Raw genomic sequence first — 17,386 nt, 5'->3', positions numbered from 1 at the left:
CTTATTTTAGTTTGATTATGTAGCCATTGGCGAAATTTTCAAAGCTAGCGTTTGATTCGCCACTGATTTCGAGGGTGTAAAAACCCTCATCTCTGGTGATATTAATGTCATAAAACCCGCCCACATTTACCATAAATCCGGCCTGACTAAGCTTCATTTCGTCCCTAAAAAGCTCGATTTTTGCAAATTTGCTTTTGTTTGTGTCGAGGGATTTGAGCTCATCTTTTGTGATGATTTCAAGACTATGATTTTTAATAACGAACTGCAATTTATCGTCAAATTTAATCGTCTCTAACGGCAAATCAAGGCGTGGCGTAAAGTATGGCTTAGGCATAGAAATACCGCCGTTTTGCTCCAAATTTGGGTCATTTGAAGTAACAGAAACATCTAAAATTTTAGAAAGCGCAGGTTTAGCTCGCGCACTTAGCATAAAATCATCTCGCCAATCCACAGAGCGATTTATGTCGATGATTTTTTCCTGTGTTGCGCCGTTTTCGTCGCTATAACGCACCACGATTTGCTCGATTACCTTGGCGTTTGAGGGGAGCGAAAACAGCTGCGAGGTAAAGTCATCTGGCGGGATTATGGGTTTTATGACCTGAAATTTAGGCGCGCTTAAATTTTGTTCTGCGCTTGAATTTTTGTCTTTGTTTGTGGAATTTGCGTCTAAATTCGCGCTAGAATTTGTATCAGCTAGCAGTAAAACTGCGCATAAAAAGGGTAGTAAAATTTTCATTCAACCAAATCCGGATCTAGGAATCTGCGCTCCAAATATGTCTTTTGAAGCTCGGCGTTTTCGCTTTTTAGCCTCTCGATATCCGAAAACAAAAATGCCTTTTGCTTTTGCAAATCGCGCAAAACCTCCAACGAACGCTTGCCAAAAAGCACATCGTATAAGAAAAATCCAGCATAAGCGATAGCCACTAGCCCGCAAAGCGCAATGGCGATCTTTTTAAATGGCGATTCGATTTTTCTGAAATTTCTAGGTTTGCTAAATTTTGGCGAATTTTGAGAATTTTGCGAATTTGGGCTTTGCGGGGCGCGCGTTTTCGCGCCTGAATTTTGGTTAGAATTTGGCGTAAAATTTGCGCCCGAATTTGGCTTTTGCGCCGAATTTGCGCTATTCGCGCCAAATTCTTGTTCGTAGAAATTCCCGGCTAAATTTTCACTTTTGCCCTCTTGCTCATCGTAAAATTTAGCCCCGATTTGGCTTAAAATTTCGCTATCATCGCCAAATTGTGCGCGCTGGGCGTAAGAGCCAAGCTCGCGCGCACCACTACCCTTTTTTTTAAAAAGCATTATAGTTTGTTGCCCAAAAATTCGTCGCTTTCGCACTCGATTTCAAGCAAGCGGTTGTATTTTGCGTTGCGTTCGCTTCTTGAAGTAGCACCAGTTTTGATTTCGCCAGTATTTAGCGCGACCGCGAAATCAGCGATAAACGCATCCTCGCTCTCACCACTTCTGTGGCTCATAATACAGCGATAGCCGTTGCGTTGCGCTAGGCGGACAGTTTGCATGGTTTGGCTAACAGAGCCTATTTGATTTGGTTTAATCAAAATCGCATTTGCCACGCCTTTTTTGATACCTTCTAGCAAAATTTTCTCATTTGTTACAAACAAATCATCGCCCACGAGTTGCACTTTTTTGCCAAGGCGCTCGGTTAGCTTTTTCCAGCCGTCCCAGTCGTCTTCGCTTAGGCCATCTTCGATAGAGAAAATCGGGTATTTTTCGCACAAATTCGCGTAGTATTCGATTAGCTCTTCGCTTGTGAATTCTCTGCCTTCTAATTTGTATTTTCCGTCCTCGTAAAGCTCGCTAGAAGCGACATCTAGGGCGATTTTAATCTGCTCGCCTGGTTTGTATCCAGCCTTTTCAATCGCGCTCATAATGATTTTAATCGGCTCTTCGTTGTCTTTTAAATTTGGCGCAAAACCGCCCTCATCGCCCACGGCCGTGCTATGACCTGCGTCATTTAGAATTTTCTTTAAAGTTTGATAAATCTCGGCTGCTGCGCGCAAAGCGTCGCTGAAATTATCGAAACCAAACGGCATAATCATAAATTCTTGGAAATCCACGCTGTTGTTTGCGTGTGCGCCACCATTGATGATATTAAACATCGGCACAGGCAAAATGCTAGCGTTTGCCCCACCCAAATAGCGATATAGTGGCATATTTAGGCTTTTTGCAGCCGCTCTTGCAACCGCCATAGAGACGCCCAAAACAGCATTTGCGCCTAAATTTGAGTAATTCTCGGTGCCGTCAAGCTCTAACATAGTATCATCGATAAATTTTTGATTATACGCATCGGCTCCCACGATTGCCTCAGCGATTGCTTCATTTACATTAGCGACTGCTTTTAGCACGCCTTTTCCGCCAAATCTCGCGTCTTTATCTCTAAGCTCCAAAGCCTCTCTTTTGCCAGTGCTTGCCCCACTTGGCACTACTGCGCTCGCTACCGTGCCGTCGCTTAGCTCGACTGTGGCTTTGACTGTCGGATTACCTCTGCTATCTAAAACCTCGATTGCATACACATTTTCTACGAATACCATTATTCTTCTCCTTTATCATCATCGCTAGAATCGCTTAAATTCACGCCTTCGCTTCCCATTTGTTCTTTTATTTTGCCTAGAATTTCATCGGCTACGCTCGGGTTATTTTCTAGGTAAATTTTGGCATTTTCTCTACCTTGACCAAGCTTCGTATCGCCATAGCTAAACCACGCGCCACTTTTATCGACAATGTCGAGTTTGACGCCATAATCTATTAACTCGCCGACTTTGGAAACGCCCTTGCCAAACATAATGTCAAATTCTGCCACTTTAAACGGCGGAGCGACCTTGTTTTTGACCACTTTTACCTTCGCGCGGTTGCCGATTGGCTCCTCGTTTTGTTTGAGTGTGGCGATTTTGCGGATATCAATACGCACTGATGAGTAAAATTTCAGCGCATTTCCGCCTGTGGTGGTCTCTGGCGAGCCGTATCCTGTCATACCGATTTTCATACGAATTTGGTTGATGAAAATCACCGTTGTTCCCATTTTATGCACGACGCCTGTGAGTTTGCGAAGCGCTTGGCTCATTAACCTTGCTTGAAGTCCTACATGCTGATCGCCCATATCGCCGTCGATTTCGCTCTTTGGCGTAAGTGCTGCGACGCTATCTACAATTATTAAATCAATTGCACCACTTTTGGCTAGGGTTTCGACGATATCAAGGGCCTGCTCGCCAAAATCAGGTTGGCTCACATACAAATTGTCTGTATCTACGCCCAAATTTGCGGCGTATTTGACATCTAGCGCGTGCTCGGCATCGACAAATGCGCAAATTCCGCCAGCCTTTTGGCACTCGGCGATGATATGAAGTGTCAAAGTAGTTTTACCAGAGCTTTCTGGTCCGTAAATTTCGATAATTCTGCCCTTTGGCACGCCACCGATTCCAAGGGCGATATCAAGGCCGACTGAGCCTGTGGATATCGCGTCGATCGCCTCGACTTGCTTATCGCCAAGGCGAACCAAAGTGCCTTTGCCAAACGCTTTGTCAATCGATTTTAGCGCGGCGTCAAGGGTTTTTTTCTTTCCTTCGTCCATAGTGTTCCTTAAAAAAAATTTACCGCTGATTTTAGCAAAATAACTTTAATAATAGGTTGTGTTATATGGCGAAATTTAACCCTTTTTTGTTATGATTGCACAAAATCAAATTTAAGGTAAGATTATGAAAAACATTAGCGTTGCTCACTCGCCCGATGCGGACGATATTTTTATGTATATGGCGATAAAATTTGGCTGGGTTAGTTCATCGTGGCTTAAATTTTCTAACCACGCGGACGATATTCAAACGCTAAATTTGGCAAGTCTTGCTGGGACTTACGATGTTTGCGCTATCTCTTTTGCATTGTATCCAAAAATTTACGCCGATTACACTCTACTTCGCACGGCTGTGAGCTTTGGCGAAGGCTATGGCCCAAAACTGATAAAGAAAAAAGGCGTGAAGCTAAAACCGAATTTCAAAGTCGCCCTTAGTGGCGAACACACGACAAATGCGATGATTTTTCGCATTGCTTACCCGAATGCTAGGATTGTTTATAAAAATTTCTTAGAAATCGAAAATGCCGTGCTTAGCGGCGAGGTCGATGCTGGGGTGCTGATACACGAGAGCATTTTGGATTTTTCTAGTGATTTGTGCGTGGAGCGCGAAATTTGGGATATTTGGAGCGAGTTAAATGGCGAAAATTTACCGCTTCCGCTTGGCGGTATGGCGCTTCGCAGATCTCTGCCACTCACAGACGCAATTGAGTGCGAAAGGGTGCTGACTGACGCCGTGCGGGTCGCTCACGCAAATAAATCTTTGCTTTCAAAAATGCTGATTGAGCGAGATTTGGTGCGAGTTGATGATAAAAAACTAGAAAAGTATCTAGGGCTGTATGCAAACGAAAATTCGATTTCAATGAACGAAACGCAATTAAACGCAGTGCAAAAGCTCTTTGATTTGGGCTCCCAGCACGGCTTTTATAGCGAACAAATTTGCGCGAGAGATATGCTGATACCGACGGAATATAGCGAGATTAGGAATTCGTAGAATTTTAAATTTATGACTAGAATTTGCCATACGGCAAATTCATAGTTATTTTAAATTTAAATTTTTGTGTTTATTGTTTTTCGTCCAAGAAATTTTCAAAAGCTTTTTTAAATTCGATAGGTTTTGATATAAAAGGAATTGGTGTTTTGTTACCTGCGCCATTTATCACAATGTAACCAAAGTTAAAAATTCTACCAAGAATATCTTGGCTAAATGATAGACTTTCGACTTTTTCTAATCTCAAATCTACGCTATCTCGGCTAATAAAGCCAAATTTTGCGATAACTCTTTTATTTGTCAATGCTAATTCTGTTGTTTTTACTCTAATAAAAGCAATGATAAAACACATAATCAAAATAACTATACCCCAAATCACCGCCCCTTCGTCTGCAGCACAAAATAAAAAAATAATAATACCAAGCGAAATAATTTTTAGCTGAGACCACCAACTTACATTTGCCCACTTGATAATTCTTTCGTCATTTGTTAAGTTACTTTCAATATAACTTGCCATTTTTTCTCCTTAAAAATAAATTTGATTTTTACATTTGTTGATTATATGAAATATTTTCTAAATTTAGTTTAAATTTACGAAATAATTTGACAATTCGGAATTAAATTTAATCTTGCTAAATTTTCATTATGAAATACACTCAACAAGACAAAGCGAGAATTTTACGCATTACGACTAGAACTTTGCAAAACTGGAAACGCACGAAGCCAGAGCTTTATGCCATTATCGAGGCTAGTTTTTTACTTCGCGAAAGTATCAAAGAAAGCGATGAAAATTTTGATAAAATCAAATCTATGCTAAAAGACGCCTTGCCGTCGCAAGAAAAATAATTTTAAAATTTCAGTATAATAACGCAAAAATTTAAGGCATAGTTATGGCGAAAATTTATAAAGAAATTGATTTTTCAAAATATAGTTCAGTGAAAATCGGGGGCGTGGAAAAAGTTGAAGTTTTAGACGAAAATAGCGAATTTAACAGCTTTGTCGTGGGTGGAGCAAATAATCTTTTAATCTCGCCAAATCCGCCACAATTAGGAATTTTAAGCGATAAATTCGATTTCGTCGCACTTGACGGCGACACGCTAAAAATCGGTGCAAAAACAAAAAGCGGTAAAATTTACAACTTCGCAAAACGCCAAAATCTCGCAAATTTCGAGTTTTTAAAAAATATCCCGGGCACACTTGGCGGTCTAATAACCATGAACGCAGGACTTATGGGCTTTGAAATTTCGCAAAATCTCATTAGTGTTCGCACAAATCTTGGCGAATTTGGCAAAGACGAGTTAAATTTCGCCTATCGCCACAGCGAAATTAACGGTATTATTTTAGAAGCCAAATTTAGAGTTTCGCACGGATTTAACGCCATTTTAAGCGATGAAATCGCAAAAAAACGAGCAAATCAGCCCAAGGGTGCAAGTTTTGGAAGCTGTTTCAAAAATCCACAGGGCGATAGCGCTGGTAGGCTCATCGAAGCAGTGGGCTTAAAGGGTTTTCGTGTCGGCGGGTGCGGATTTAGCGAAATCCACGCAAATTTTCTCATCAATTACGGCGGGGCTACATATTTCGAGGCAATCACGCTCATAAATTTAGCCAAAATGCGCGTAAAAGCCGAATTTGGCGTGGATTTACACGAAGAAGTGGTGATTTTGTGATTGTAGAATTTGGCGAAATTTAGCCAAATTTTGGCGTAAATTTTACAATGAAAATTTCTTGCCAAAATTTGGCATGTCTAAATTTCGTGCGAAATTTAGACAGATATCATCAAACAGCGTGGCTTTGGCGATATCTTTTGCTACTGACCATCAGAGACCCATTTTCCGCTGATACCCTTTACGGCGTCTGCTACTTTGATTTCCACATCGCCGTTATCTATATCTATCAGGTGATAGCGGTCGTTGCCCATATCCATTTCCTTCATATACGAAAGCTGTCTAAGACCATGGCGAGTTTCTATGCGCTCGACGAGATCGTGCTTTGATGACTCTGGCAAGGCATAGACGAGATCAACCGAAGCCTGATCTGCTGCTAGGATATCAAGCGAGGCGACGATGCCGATATCAGGAGTTACAACAGGGGCTGCGGCAGTTCCTTCGCAGTCGCAAGAAACGCTCATATTGCGCAATACATTTATAAAGGCGATTTTGTGAGCGAAATATGTCGTTATTGCTTTGGTGGATTCACTCATGCGCTCCATAAGCTCTTCTTCGCTGATACTCCACTGACCTTTACCCTCTGCGGAGTGGATCCATTTTTTGCCTATTCGTCCGTCAGCGCAACCGATACCGATATTTTTATTCGAACCGCCAAATCCCCCCATCATGTGTCCCTTGAAGTGAGTAAGGGCAAGAAATGAATCATAATCAAGGATATTTTTTCCCATAGACATTTCGTTGAACCATTTACCATGTGGCACCGGTAGCAACGCTGTCCCAGCTTCGTCTATTATATCCACACCAGCAAAAGTCCAGCCATTTGTTTCGAGAGTTTTGCGGTGATCTTCTGTGTTATACCTCGCGCCTGCGTAATATGTGTTTGTCTCTACAATAGAGGCATTAGCAAGACGAGAGCTCATAAGCTCCTTTACCCATGGGCGTGGAATAATATTTGGTCCGTGTGGCTCTCCGGTGTGGAGTTTGACCGCAACTTTTCCGACTAATACGCTTTTGATTTTATCAAATATTTTGACTAGTCCTGCGGGAGAGAGATCCCTTGTAAAATACACATAAGACTCAGGCCCTTTGCGCTGGTCATACGGGATATAATTTTCTCCGCCGACACCAGAGACTGGGGTTTTAGCGGCGTTTGTTTCGTCTTTTTTCTCCGTTGCGCTAGCATAGTTTGAGAGAGCGCCGAGTGCCGCTGCGGCTCCTGCCATTTTCACAAACTTGCGCCTTACAATATCTTGCATAGCCTATACCTCTCTTTCTTAAATTTATATAGTATATTTAGTATTATATAATATTTTAGCTAATAAAATATTTTTGCGCTTCGGCTTTATCCTCAAACGGCGTGGCTATAAATTTTTCATTTTCGATGATGACTTCATAGCTTTTGCCTGGTTGAAATTTCATATAAGTTAGCGCAAATTTCGCCGCTAACTCCATGTCATCGCGACTAGCACCACGCGAAATGAGCGAGTATGCACCTACGAGTGGCTCGGTAAATTTAATGCGCGTAAATTTAGGATTTTGGATATTTCTTAGGCGCGCATTATCATCTTCGTTGCGTCCGATTATCATTTTTGCGCCACCACTTAGGCGCAAATGACGGCCAAATTTTAAAATTTCAGCGTCCTGCGAAGTCTCGAATTTTTCAAATTTCATCATATCTTTGATTTTATCAGCGTAGCTTTGGATCGTAAGCAAACACCCGCCAGCTGGCGTTTCGTAATCATCAAAGCCAAATTCCCCCGCTAACTCCATTTGGCGCGTTCGCCCCCTGCCACTGATATCTAGCAGTTTTTCGCGATCGACCCAGCCGTTGATTTCAGGCGCGCTTGGTGCCATTAGTTTCGCGCTTAGCGGGCGCAAGATTAGGTTATTTTCATCGCTACTTAGTTTGCGCACCTGCGCCATTGCAGCGGCCCTTTGGCTCATTGGGCGCTGTCCTAGCACCTCGCCAGAAATCACAAAACTAGCCCCAAGTGCTTCTAGCATAGAAAGCGCGGTTTTAAACATATACCCGTGGCAGTCTATGCAGGGATTAAACTGCTTGCCATAGCCGTATTTTGGGCTAAAAAGCACATTTTGCAAATATTCATCTCTGATATCCACGCGCAAAAACTCAGCCCCAGCCATGCGCGCTCGCTCGCTCATAATCTCGCTTTTATCATCTTTACCACCAAAGCCAATATCCATATAAAGTGCCGTAACGCCGATATTTTGCATAGTTATTAATTTTATGGCTAGCATCGAATCTAGCCCACCGCTAAAAAGTGCGAGTGCCTTCATTTTTTTCCTTTTAATTCGTTTATTTTTTTTTGATATTCGAGGATTTTATCGAGCCTATCAGGGTCGTTTGAAACAAGCAATTTTTGCATTTGCTCCTCTAAAACCCTGCGACGAAGAAGCATGCAGGCTTTGATAAAATTCGTCTCATTTGTAATGGCTAAAATTTTATTATCCAAGGCAAGCGCGCGCAGACTTTGCTCGTCATCTTCGCTTTTTTGCGCTGATATTAGAGCTTCATACACCCTGCCATGCATACGGAAATCCTGCACGCTAAGGCAGTTTAGGCCGTTTGCCATGAAATTTTCGTTTAAAAGCATGGATTTTATGACTTGAAGCTCGGTTATGTCTTTTAAATTTGAGCCCTCTGGTTTTGGCGCGTTTTCTTGCGGTTTTAAATTTTGCTTTGGCGCGAAATTTGCGCTCGCACCCGAATTTGAACTTAGCGAAAACGCACTAGGCGAAACATCTAAAATTTGCGCTACCAAACTCGTATATGATTGCGCTACCACGGGATTTAGCGCGTTAGTAAATTCTTTGATTTCATTTAGAGCCTGCTCTTTTTGCACGGGGCGAGTTAGGTCGTATTTTTTGGCGATTTCACGGATCAAAAACTCTCCGCCCTCCATGCCATTAGCGTAAATTTGGGCTAGCTCGCGCACTTTGCCAGCTTGCACCATATCGGCTGGATCTGCGCCACCGCCTATGATAACCACGCTATTATCAATGCCGTTTGCGCATAAGAGTCTAGCACTTTTTATCGCAGCGTTGATTCCTGCGCTATCTCCGTCAAAGCTTAAAATCACGCGCAAATCCCCGCGTTTAATCAGTGGCAAATGTAGTGGCGTCAAAGCTGTGCCAAGCACGGCTACTGCGTTGTCGATACCTGCTTGGTGAAGCATTATGACATCCATATAGCCCTCTGTGATGATGAGAGTTTTTTTATCATACGCACTTTTTTTAGCTAGATTGTAAGCGTAAAAAATCCGCGATTTATCAAAAACCGCGCACTGGGGCGAATTGACATATTTGGCAGGATTGCCACTAATCGTGCGCCCGCCAAAGCCCACGATTTTGCCCGTGTGGTTGTGAATCGGAAATGTAATGCGCTCGATAAAGCTAGCGTAACTTCCGCGCTCGTTTTGTTTAATCGCACCCACATTAAAGGCGTCGCGCGCTTCGATTTGCTCGTTTTGCAAAACACGGATTGTCTGCGCACTAGATCCAGCCCAGCCAAGGCCAAATTTCTGTATCGTCTCATCGCTAAGACCGCGCGAGTGCAGATACTCTACCGCGCTAGGATTGTTATAAAGCTGACTTTGGTAAAAAGCGTTTAGGATTTCTAAAATTTTTTTATCTTCGCGCTGAAAATTGCGCTCATTTGTGTATTCGAGCTCGAAACCATACATCGAGGCTAGCTTTTCTACGGCTTCTTTGAAATTTAGCTTTTCGTAGTCTTGGACGAATTTTATGGCATTTCCGCCAGCCTTGCATGAAAAGCAGTGGAAAATCCCAAGCCGTGAGCTCACGCTCATACTAGGGTGCGAATCATCGTGAAATGGGCAAATTCCGACGAAATTTGAGCCAGAGCGTTTGAGTGGGACATATCTTTCTACGACATCTACGATATCAGCGACGGCTAAAAGCCTTTCAATACTTTCATTTTTAATCATTTGCAAATTATACCCACACTTTGCTATAATCGCCCTTTATTTTATACCACGAGGCGAAATTTGGACAATTTTTTTCTTGATGATCGCGATCCGATTTTTGGGCTAATTGTTTTAATCAGCATTATTTTGTTAGTTAGCGTTCTAAGCTATGTTTGGGGGATTTTTCATAAAAAAAACGAAAGGACAAATTTAGAGAATTTTATCAAAAAATTTGACACCCTAGACGCGCTTAGCGACGCCCACCGCGAGCTTTTATCAAGCCCACAAATCGATCAGCCTACCCTTGGGGTGTTAGCGAATTCTTTTGTCAAAAGCGGGGATTATGAGCGGGCGATTGAAATTTATCTAATCGCGCTAAATAAAACCACAAACGGCGCACAAAGAGAGTTTGTGCTGACAAATTTAGGCATTGTATATTTTAAAGCTGGATTTATGGGCAGGGCTGAGGAGGTGTTTTTGGAGGCTTTGCGTCTGCGCCCACGCAATCAAACCGCGCTAAATCACCTAACCGTGATTTATGAGAGGCTTCGCAGGTTTGACGAGGCGTTGCAGGTTTTAGACGCGCTGCAAGAACAAGGCGTAGATGTCTGGCAAGGCGCGCAATATATCAGAGCTCAAATCATAGCAAATGACGCAAACACGCCATTTAGCGAGAAAATAAGGCAAATTTTAGCCCTAAATTTCAAGGGTGCAAAGAGATTTTGCATAGAGCTTTTTATCAAAAACAAAGAGCCATTTGGCGAATTTAGCGAATTTCCAAATTTGAGCGAAGTGATTGATCTAATTTATCCGCTAAAAACAGCCGTAAATTTGGGCGATAGCGACTATAATGCGCTTTTTTACGCGCTGGGTAGAAGCGAGAAAAAGCCAGAAAAACCTAGCCAAATTTTCGAAATAAACGCCCTTGTAGCGATGAAGGAAGCGGGATTTGCGGGGGCTAGTTTAGCGTTTTCGTATTCGTGCGCGAAATGCAAAAGCCAAGTGGGGATATTTTCTCATCGTTGCCCTGTGTGCTACGAAATGGCTAGCGTAGGCGTGAGTGCAAAAATCTCGGAAGCAAACAATGAAATCGGTCAGACTTTTTAGCGACGGTAGCAGTCTTGGAAACCCAGGAGCTGGGGGCTGGGCGTATATTTTAGAATACAAGGGCGCTAAAAAATGCGAGTGCGGCGGCAGTGCGTGCGCTACAAACAACCAAATGGAGCTAACCGCGGCGATTATGGGCTTAAAGGCGCTTAAAGAGCCATGCGAAGTGGAGCTTATCACAGATAGTCAGTATGTGGTAAATGCGATAAATTCGTGGCTTCATAAGTGGATAAAAACGGATTTTAAAAACAAAAAAAACGAGGATTTGTGGAGGGAGTATATCAGAGTGGCAAACGGCCATAAAATCACGGCCGTATGGATCAAAGGGCATGCTGGACACCCGCAAAATGAGGCTTGCGACAGCCTAGCTAGGGGCGAGGCACAAAAATATAAAAAGGCTTAAATTTTGCAATGAGCGTTGCTAAATTTAAGAATTTTTGCAAATTTAATAAAGGAAAAAAATGCAAAATTTATTAAATCTAGAAGAAAAACTTGGTTATAAATTTAAGGATAAGGCAAGGCTTGCGGTCGCGCTAACGCACAGAAGCGCTAAAAATGGCGCAAACAACGAGAGATTGGAGTTTTTGGGTGACGCGGTTATGGATTTGATAGTGGGGGAGTATTTGTTTGTGAAATTTAACTCAAACGAGGGAGATCTCAGCAAACTGCGCGCGGCACTTGTCAATGAGACGAGTTTTTCGAAATTTGCTAGGTTTTTGGGGATTGGGGCGTGTCTGAATATGTCAGCTTCCGAGGAAAAAAACGGCGGCAGGGAGAAAAACTCGCTACTTTCTGACGCTTTTGAGGCGACGATTGGCGCGCTGTATTTGGAGGTGGGGCTAGAAAAAACGGCCAAAATCGTAACCACTCTGCTAGAAAAAATTTATCCAAAGATCGAATTTAACGAACTTGTGAAGGATTATAAAACCTCGCTTCAAGAAATCACGCAGGCAAAATTCGGCGTTACGCCCGAGTATCGCTTGCTAGGCTCAACTGGACCTGATCATAAAAAAAGCTTTGAAATGGCGGTTTTCGTGGGCGGCAAGGAGTTTGCTAGGGACATCGGAAACAGCAAAAAAGAGGCCGAACAAAAGGCAGCAAAGATTGCGATTGAGATTTTAGAGAAAAAATAATTTTTTAGTTTTTATGTAGGAAAATTTATGGAAAATTATGTAGGAAAATTTATGGAAAATTATGTAGGAAAATTTATGGAAAATATTGATTTTATTAACCCACTAGTAGTTATACTTAGTGCTTTTATATCTTTGTGTGTTTCATTATTTATTGCAAGTAAAAATTCTAAACATCAAACAGAGCTTTTGGATAAGTTATTAGAAAAACAAAAAGAGCAATGGTTGTATAAGCCATATGTTGAACGAGAAGCAGAAATTTTATTAAATTTTAGAAATTTGATTTATAGAATAGAAAGAATAGTTTATTGGTTTAGCGAAAATATTTTAAAAAAATATTTAAATTTAAAAGATGAAGCAAATATCGAATTGGATAAAAAATTTGAATTCTGTTATAACGAGATAAGTGAAGTCAATAATTTTTATAATGACAATCAACTAATTCTAAAAAAATATAAAATAGACGATAAGGTTATTATATATTTTGTTGCTATTTTACATACTTGTATCAAATTATATAATAATGGAATTGTAAAAGAAAATAGTATATACAATAATGATATTAAGAAATCCATTATTACAAGAGAAATACTTTTAGAATTTATGGAGCTAATACAGCAAGAACTTTATGGCACCATTGAGATTAATGATTTTGAGACTACTTTATACACATATTCAAACGAGATAAATACGATTTGTTCTAAATTACAATTTGATTTAGACGAAATTACAACTTATTTTGACGGAAATATACCTAATGATTTGAAATATAGAAAAAAATATATTTTCCAAAATATGAAGATATACACAAATGGATTAATTTATGATATTAGTAAATTGTTTTCAGTTTAATTGCATAGAATGGAGCACCAAATGACCTACAAAATAGCTGATATTTTTTGCGGAGCCGGTGGGCTTAGCTATGGTTTTAGTAAAAACGATAAATTTGAAATAGTTTTTGCTAACGACATAGACAAAGACGCCGTAAATTCATACAAAGCAAATCACAAAAACACGGCTATTTTATGCAAAGATATAGCGAATTTAAGCCAAAATGAAATCCAAAAATTCGGACAAATTGATATTTTGCTAGGCGGTCCGCCGTGCCAAAGCTACTCGACACTTGGCAAAAGGCAAATGGATAGCAGAGCAAATTTATTTAAAGAATATTTGCGAATTTTAAAAATTTTATCCCCAAAAATGTTTATTTTCGAAAATGTTAGGGGAATTTTATCTATGCAAAGCGGAAAATTATTTAAACAAATTTGTGCTGAGTTTGAAAATTTGGGCTATAAAACGGATTATAAGATTTTAAATGCCGCTGAATTCGGTGTCCCACAAATCAGAGAGCGAGTTTTGCTTGTCGGCACAAAAAAGGGCGAATTTAAATTTCCACGCCCCACACACGGCGAAAACGAGCGAGATTTATCAAATTTTATAGCGTTAAAAGAAGCGATTGATGATTTGCCGATTATTGGGAGTGGCGAAAACGGCGATGACAGGTCGTATCGCCACGCACCGAATAATGAATTTTTAAAATTTGTTAGAAATTCGGCAAATTTAACCGAGCATTCTAGCCCAAAAAACAATCCAAATTTAATCAAAATTATGCAAACACTAAAAGACGGCGAGTGCAAGGACGATTTGCCGCCCGAAATTCGCCCAAAATCAGGCTATACAAACACTTATGCTAAAATGTGGTGGAATCGCCCAGCACCTACAATCACACGCAATTTCGCCACGCCGTCAAGCTCTCGTTGTATCCACCCGCGAGATTCAAGAGCTTTAAGCATTAGGGAAGGTGCTAGGCTTCAAAGTTTCCCTGATGATTACGCTTTTTGTGGAAGCGACCAGTCGAAAAGACTACAAATCGGAAATGCCGTGCCGCCGCTTCTTAGCATTGCTTTGTCAAAATCGGTTTTAGAGTTTTTAGGAGAAAATTATGTTTAGTAGCGACGATTTTAAAGAATACCGAAAAAAACTTGGATTTTCATCAAAGGTAGATTTTAAAAATTTTTTATCGGCAAAAGATATTGAAGCTAGTGTCGATTTTGCCTATATCGGAAGCCTAAATGATAGACTATGTGAAATTTTTACAAAAATAAATGAAATTTATTATGCTCCGTGCGATATTGATAAATTTTTGCAAAATAATCTGTTTGCAACCTTTGAAAAACTCAAAAATAACGGAATTTTAAATAAATTAAACAATCAAGGCAGACGAAAAGAAGAAGTTTATTTTAGTTGGATGCGTGGATTTTTGAGCCTTGAATTTTTTAAGGGTGCGATTTCTGAGATTTTTGAAGTCAAAATTTCGCAAATAAAAAACATAGGCGATGATAAATTTGATAGCTTGGATTCTTTTAAAAGAACGCCAAAAGCTGATTTGGAATTTAATGCTTATAGAATCGAAGCCCAGAGCGGATTTCAAGGCATAAACGACATAAAACAGCACAAGGTTTTGGAAGCAAAAAGAGTTTTTGAGCTAGAACAAATTCAAACTCTTGTTTTACATTTTGATTTATTTAACGGACAGGTTGCGTTTGTGGATATTTCAAATATCGCAGATGACGATTTGAACTGGATTACAAGGCAACAAATGGAAGGTCAAACCGTTTTTAACATAGATCAAAACTATTTTAAGTGGCTGATAGATAAAAATCCGCCAAAATTCACAGGTATTTTATAACGGAGATTTGATATGAACACACTAGGTATAAAACTCAGGCTTACGACTTTTGGAGAGAGCCACGGCGTGGCGATTGGCGGTGTTTTGGACGGCTTTCCGGCGGGTGTGAAAATCGATACTAAATTTTTACAAGCCGAACTAGACAAACGCAAACCCGGCGGTAAATTTGCCACTTCACGCAAAGAAAGCGATGAGGTGCAGATTTTAAGTGGCGTGTTTGACGGGCTTAGCACGGGTGCGCCGATAGGATTTGTGATTTACAACGCAAATCAGCACTCAAAAGACTATGAAAATTTAAAAGAGCTTTTTCGCCCGGGACACGCTGATTTTGGCTATTTTAGCAAATACGGCATTAGAGATCACAGAGGCGGCGGTAGAAGCTCGGCAAGAGAAACGGCGATAAGGGTCGCAGGTGGGGCGTTTGCGCAGATGCTTTTAAATGAATTTGGCGTGAGCGTGAAAAGTGGAGTTTTAAGCGTGGGCGAAATAATGGCTAAGAATTTAGACTTCGCAAATGCCGATAATAGCGAGATTTTCGCACTTGATAAGGGCGTGGAGAATTCTCAAAAAGAGCTTATCGCAAATTTAAAGAAAAAAGGCGAGAGCGTGGGTGCAAGTGTGCTAACAATCGCAAATGGCGTGCCAAAGGGGCTTGGAGAGCCACTTTATGCTAAAATTGACGCGTTAATCAGCGGGGCGTTCATGGGGCTAAACGGCGTAAAAGCCGTAGAAATCGGCGACGGCGTGGAAGTTTCGCATAAATTTGGAAGCGAAAATAATGATTTTATGGATAAAAATGGCTTTAAATCAAACCACGCAGGTGGCATTTTAGGTGGTATCACAACAGGGCAAGATATTATTATAAAAACGCATTTTAAGCCGACCCCAAGCATTTTTGCCGACCAGCCGACGATTGATAAAAACGGCGAAGAAACGATTTGTTCGCTTCGTGGTCGCCACGACCCTTGTATCGGAGTGCGTGGCAGTGTCGTCTGCACGGCACTTTTACGGCTGATTTTGGCTGATTTACTTCTACTAAATACAAGTGCAAATTTGGAAAATTTAAAGAAAATTTATGGGTAAAATTTGAGGTCGTAAATGAGAACAAAAATAAGCAAAAAAAGGAAAATTTTCAACGCTTTTTTGGTGGTTATTTTGGTATTTATAGGGATTGCGCTTTTTACACCTAGATTGCATACTGGGACGATACATCTTATTATGTTTGCTAATAATAGCAAAAACACTAGTACTTTACCATTGCACAGTTATGAATTTTATATACGAAATTTTGAACAAAGCAAACTTACAAGTATTCTTTCAGATAAAAATAAAGAAAATTTGCTTGTAATTATAGATGCTGATGAAATAAATGGAATTATAAAAGATATAAAATGCTTTTTTAATCCGACTAGTTCTATTAGTTCTATTATCCCATGCAAATATTATCTTTATAAACAAGACGGCAAATTTAAAAAAGTAGATTTTTCTGAATTTGTAAGACTATCGGAGCAAAATATCACACAAGTTGTCATAAAAGAAAAATCTCGCAGGTTTCAAGATTTTTGATTTGCGTTAAAATTCTAAATTTTAAGGACAAACTATGAAAACTCTACCAAACTGGGACGAAATTTTCCCCTTAAAATCGGGGTTAGGAAGCGTAACCTATATAAAGCCGACTATAAAAAATCCAAATATAATTGTCGGCGAATTTAGCTACTATGCTGGGCAGGATTTTGAGAAGCGGGTTACACACCATTATGATTTTATCGGAGATAAATTAATCATCGGCAAATTTTGTCAAATAGGTTTTGGGGTGGAGTTTATGATGAACGGCGCAAACCACGCTATGAGCGGGGTTAGCACATTTCCGTTTTATATTTTTAAGGGCTTTTTGCAAGACGCTCCGAGCCTTGATAAATTGCCGATTAAGGGCGACACGATGGTCGGAAATGATGTGTGGATAGGGCAAAATTCGCTCATATTACCGGGAGCTAAAATCGGCGATGGCGTGATAATCGGTGCAAGTAGCGTAGTGGGTGGCGAAATCCCGCCGTATAGCATAGTCGCCGGAAACCCTGCACGGCTAGTGCGAAAACGCTTCGATAATGAGATGATAAATTTGCTTTTAGAGCTTAAATGGTGGGATAAAAGCGTGGCTGAAATAGAGAATTTAACGGGGATTTTATCGAGTGATGATTTAGAAAGCGTGAAAGAAAAAATCAAAGAAATGCTTGGAAAAACCGAATAAATTTAATGAAATTTGATTGAAATTTAG

At 40.5% G+C, this 17,386-nt stretch carries 20 protein-coding genes; 12 read left to right on the top strand and 8 right to left on the bottom strand.

Annotated elements, in window-relative coordinates:
- Window position 1: 1 nt before the first annotated feature.
- The 4 genes from OFN67_RS04425 to recA are packed head-to-tail and all read right to left on the bottom strand — an operon-like array spanning window position 2 to window position 3,586.
- Window positions 2–736, bottom strand: a complete 735-nt coding sequence (locus OFN67_RS04425; protein ID WP_270868532.1) for a hypothetical protein — start codon at window positions 734–736, stop codon at window positions 2–4.
- The gene (locus OFN67_RS04420; RefSeq protein ID WP_270868531.1) at window positions 733–1,299 is read right to left on the bottom strand and encodes an FtsB family cell division protein; all 567 of its coding nucleotides are present in this window, start codon (window positions 1,297–1,299) and stop codon (window positions 733–735) included. The genes OFN67_RS04425 and OFN67_RS04420 overlap by 4 nt, the downstream gene beginning before the upstream one ends.
- Window positions 1,299–2,549 (bottom strand): phosphopyruvate hydratase, encoded by a 1,251-nt coding sequence (gene eno / locus OFN67_RS04415; protein WP_270862959.1) that lies wholly within the window; start codon window positions 2,547–2,549, stop codon window positions 1,299–1,301. Before eno ends, OFN67_RS04420 begins: the two co-directional genes overlap by 1 nt.
- The gene (gene recA / locus OFN67_RS04410; RefSeq protein ID WP_270858502.1) at window positions 2,549–3,586 is read right to left on the bottom strand and encodes a recombinase RecA; all 1,038 of its coding nucleotides are present in this window, start codon (window positions 3,584–3,586) and stop codon (window positions 2,549–2,551) included. Before recA ends, eno begins: the two co-directional genes overlap by 1 nt.
- Before the next feature lie 124 nt (window positions 3,587–3,710).
- Here recA and OFN67_RS04405 point away from each other — a divergent pair, with 124 nt between their 5' ends.
- Window positions 3,711–4,574 (top strand): menaquinone biosynthesis family protein, encoded by an 864-nt coding sequence (locus OFN67_RS04405; protein WP_270868530.1) that lies wholly within the window; start codon window positions 3,711–3,713, stop codon window positions 4,572–4,574.
- A 70-nt stretch (window positions 4,575–4,644) separates the two neighbouring features.
- Here OFN67_RS04405 and OFN67_RS04400 read toward each other — a convergent pair whose 3' ends face one another.
- On the bottom strand, window positions 4,645–5,088 hold the full coding sequence (locus tag OFN67_RS04400; RefSeq protein ID WP_270868529.1) for a PH domain-containing protein: 444 nt from the start codon (window positions 5,086–5,088) through the stop codon (window positions 4,645–4,647).
- Window positions 5,089–5,216: 128 nt separating this feature from the next.
- On the opposite strand from OFN67_RS04400, the gene OFN67_RS04395 reads away from it, so the two are divergent.
- Complete coding sequence (locus OFN67_RS04395) at window positions 5,217–5,417, top strand: hypothetical protein (RefSeq protein ID WP_270868528.1); 201 nt, start codon at window positions 5,217–5,219, stop codon at window positions 5,415–5,417.
- A gap of 44 nt (window positions 5,418–5,461) precedes the next feature.
- On the top strand, window positions 5,462–6,238 hold the full coding sequence (locus tag OFN67_RS04390; protein ID WP_270868527.1) for a UDP-N-acetylmuramate dehydrogenase: 777 nt from the start codon (window positions 5,462–5,464) through the stop codon (window positions 6,236–6,238).
- A 140-nt stretch (window positions 6,239–6,378) separates the two neighbouring features.
- Here OFN67_RS04390 and OFN67_RS04385 read toward each other — a convergent pair whose 3' ends face one another.
- The 3 genes from OFN67_RS04385 to dnaG are packed head-to-tail and all read right to left on the bottom strand — an operon-like array spanning window position 6,379 to window position 10,206.
- Entirely contained in the window at window positions 6,379–7,494 is a 1,116-nt protein-coding gene (locus OFN67_RS04385; RefSeq protein ID WP_270868526.1) for a DUF362 domain-containing protein, read from the bottom strand.
- A gap of 55 nt (window positions 7,495–7,549) precedes the next feature.
- Window positions 7,550–8,536 (bottom strand): argininosuccinate synthase domain-containing protein, encoded by a 987-nt coding sequence (locus OFN67_RS04380; protein ID WP_270868525.1) that lies wholly within the window; start codon window positions 8,534–8,536, stop codon window positions 7,550–7,552.
- Complete coding sequence (gene dnaG, locus OFN67_RS04375; protein WP_270868524.1) at window positions 8,533–10,206, bottom strand: DNA primase; 1,674 nt, start codon at window positions 10,204–10,206, stop codon at window positions 8,533–8,535. Before dnaG ends, OFN67_RS04380 begins: the two co-directional genes overlap by 4 nt.
- A gap of 60 nt (window positions 10,207–10,266) precedes the next feature.
- Between dnaG and OFN67_RS04370 the strand changes: the two genes are divergently transcribed.
- From OFN67_RS04370 to OFN67_RS04330, 9 genes are read left to right on the top strand one after another with little or no spacing between them, the layout of a single operon-like run.
- Window positions 10,267–11,292 (top strand): tetratricopeptide repeat protein, encoded by a 1,026-nt coding sequence (locus OFN67_RS04370; RefSeq protein WP_270868523.1) that lies wholly within the window; start codon window positions 10,267–10,269, stop codon window positions 11,290–11,292.
- Window positions 11,270–11,695: a ribonuclease HI gene (gene rnhA, locus OFN67_RS04365; RefSeq protein WP_270858494.1), complete on the top strand. Its 426-nt coding sequence runs from the start codon at window positions 11,270–11,272 to the stop codon at window positions 11,693–11,695. Before OFN67_RS04370 ends, rnhA begins: the two co-directional genes overlap by 23 nt.
- A gap of 58 nt (window positions 11,696–11,753) precedes the next feature.
- Window positions 11,754–12,425 (top strand): ribonuclease III, encoded by a 672-nt coding sequence (gene rnc, locus OFN67_RS04360; RefSeq protein WP_270868522.1) that lies wholly within the window; start codon window positions 11,754–11,756, stop codon window positions 12,423–12,425.
- Between the two features lie 27 nt (window positions 12,426–12,452).
- Window positions 12,453–13,274 carry a hypothetical protein gene (locus OFN67_RS04355; protein ID WP_270868521.1) on the top strand — a complete coding sequence of 274 codons (822 nt, stop codon included), beginning with the start codon at window positions 12,453–12,455 and terminating at the stop codon, window positions 13,272–13,274.
- A gap of 9 nt (window positions 13,275–13,283) precedes the next feature.
- On the top strand, window positions 13,284–14,372 hold the full coding sequence (locus tag OFN67_RS04350; RefSeq protein ID WP_270868520.1) for a DNA cytosine methyltransferase: 1,089 nt from the start codon (window positions 13,284–13,286) through the stop codon (window positions 14,370–14,372).
- The gene (locus OFN67_RS04345; RefSeq protein ID WP_270868519.1) at window positions 14,365–15,111 is read left to right on the top strand and encodes a restriction endonuclease; all 747 of its coding nucleotides are present in this window, start codon (window positions 14,365–14,367) and stop codon (window positions 15,109–15,111) included. The genes OFN67_RS04350 and OFN67_RS04345 overlap by 8 nt, the downstream gene beginning before the upstream one ends.
- A 12-nt stretch (window positions 15,112–15,123) precedes the next feature.
- Window positions 15,124–16,194 (top strand): chorismate synthase, encoded by a 1,071-nt coding sequence (gene aroC, locus OFN67_RS04340; RefSeq protein WP_270868518.1) that lies wholly within the window; start codon window positions 15,124–15,126, stop codon window positions 16,192–16,194.
- A 15-nt stretch (window positions 16,195–16,209) separates the two neighbouring features.
- Window positions 16,210–16,677: a hypothetical protein gene (locus OFN67_RS04335; RefSeq protein WP_270873973.1), complete on the top strand. Its 468-nt coding sequence runs from the start codon at window positions 16,210–16,212 to the stop codon at window positions 16,675–16,677.
- Window positions 16,678–16,711: 34 nt separating this feature from the next.
- Complete coding sequence (locus tag OFN67_RS04330; RefSeq protein ID WP_270873972.1) at window positions 16,712–17,359, top strand: CatB-related O-acetyltransferase; 648 nt, start codon at window positions 16,712–16,714, stop codon at window positions 17,357–17,359.
- Window positions 17,360–17,386 lie beyond the last annotated feature (27 nt).

It is taken from the genome of Campylobacter sp. JMF_11 EL3 (assembly GCF_027736965.1).
GTDB lineage: Bacteria > Campylobacterota > Campylobacteria > Campylobacterales > Campylobacteraceae > Campylobacter_B.
This window is presented reverse-complemented; position numbering and strand designations above follow the sequence as displayed.

What these genes read in the sequence shown, in the direction of transcription:
- OFN67_RS04405 (WP_270868530.1), top strand. Translation starts at nt 3,711, where the DNA reads ATGAAAAACATTAGCGTTGCTCACTCGCCCGATGCGGACGATATTTTT.
- OFN67_RS04350 (WP_270868520.1), top strand. Translation starts at nt 13,284, where the DNA reads ATGGAGCACCAAATGACCTACAAAATAGCTGATATTTTTTGCGGAGCC.
- OFN67_RS04345 (WP_270868519.1), top strand. Translation starts at nt 14,365, where the DNA reads ATGTTTAGTAGCGACGATTTTAAAGAATACCGAAAAAAACTTGGATTT.
- OFN67_RS04390 (WP_270868527.1), top strand. Translation starts at nt 5,462, where the DNA reads ATGGCGAAAATTTATAAAGAAATTGATTTTTCAAAATATAGTTCAGTG.
- OFN67_RS04330 (WP_270873972.1), top strand. Translation starts at nt 16,712, where the DNA reads ATGAAAACTCTACCAAACTGGGACGAAATTTTCCCCTTAAAATCGGGG.
- rnhA (WP_270858494.1), top strand. Translation starts at nt 11,270, where the DNA reads ATGAAATCGGTCAGACTTTTTAGCGACGGTAGCAGTCTTGGAAACCCA.
- OFN67_RS04395 (WP_270868528.1), top strand. Translation starts at nt 5,217, where the DNA reads ATGAAATACACTCAACAAGACAAAGCGAGAATTTTACGCATTACGACT.
- OFN67_RS04380 (WP_270868525.1), bottom strand. Translation starts at nt 8,536, where the DNA reads ATGAAGGCACTCGCACTTTTTAGCGGTGGGCTAGATTCGATGCTAGCC.
- recA (WP_270858502.1), bottom strand. Translation starts at nt 3,586, where the DNA reads ATGGACGAAGGAAAGAAAAAAACCCTTGACGCCGCGCTAAAATCGATT.
- OFN67_RS04425 (WP_270868532.1), bottom strand. Translation starts at nt 736, where the DNA reads ATGAAAATTTTACTACCCTTTTTATGCGCAGTTTTACTGCTAGCTGAT.
- dnaG (WP_270868524.1), bottom strand. Translation starts at nt 10,206, where the DNA reads ATGATTAAAAATGAAAGTATTGAAAGGCTTTTAGCCGTCGCTGATATC.
- OFN67_RS04420 (WP_270868531.1), bottom strand. Translation starts at nt 1,299, where the DNA reads ATGCTTTTTAAAAAAAAGGGTAGTGGTGCGCGCGAGCTTGGCTCTTAC.
- OFN67_RS04335 (WP_270873973.1), top strand. Translation starts at nt 16,210, where the DNA reads ATGAGAACAAAAATAAGCAAAAAAAGGAAAATTTTCAACGCTTTTTTG.
- OFN67_RS04385 (WP_270868526.1), bottom strand. Translation starts at nt 7,494, where the DNA reads ATGCAAGATATTGTAAGGCGCAAGTTTGTGAAAATGGCAGGAGCCGCA.
- aroC (WP_270868518.1), top strand. Translation starts at nt 15,124, where the DNA reads ATGAACACACTAGGTATAAAACTCAGGCTTACGACTTTTGGAGAGAGC.
- eno (WP_270862959.1), bottom strand. Translation starts at nt 2,549, where the DNA reads ATGGTATTCGTAGAAAATGTGTATGCAATCGAGGTTTTAGATAGCAGA.
- OFN67_RS04355 (WP_270868521.1), top strand. Translation starts at nt 12,453, where the DNA reads ATGGAAAATTATGTAGGAAAATTTATGGAAAATTATGTAGGAAAATTT.
- OFN67_RS04400 (WP_270868529.1), bottom strand. Translation starts at nt 5,088, where the DNA reads ATGGCAAGTTATATTGAAAGTAACTTAACAAATGACGAAAGAATTATC.
- rnc (WP_270868522.1), top strand. Translation starts at nt 11,754, where the DNA reads ATGCAAAATTTATTAAATCTAGAAGAAAAACTTGGTTATAAATTTAAG.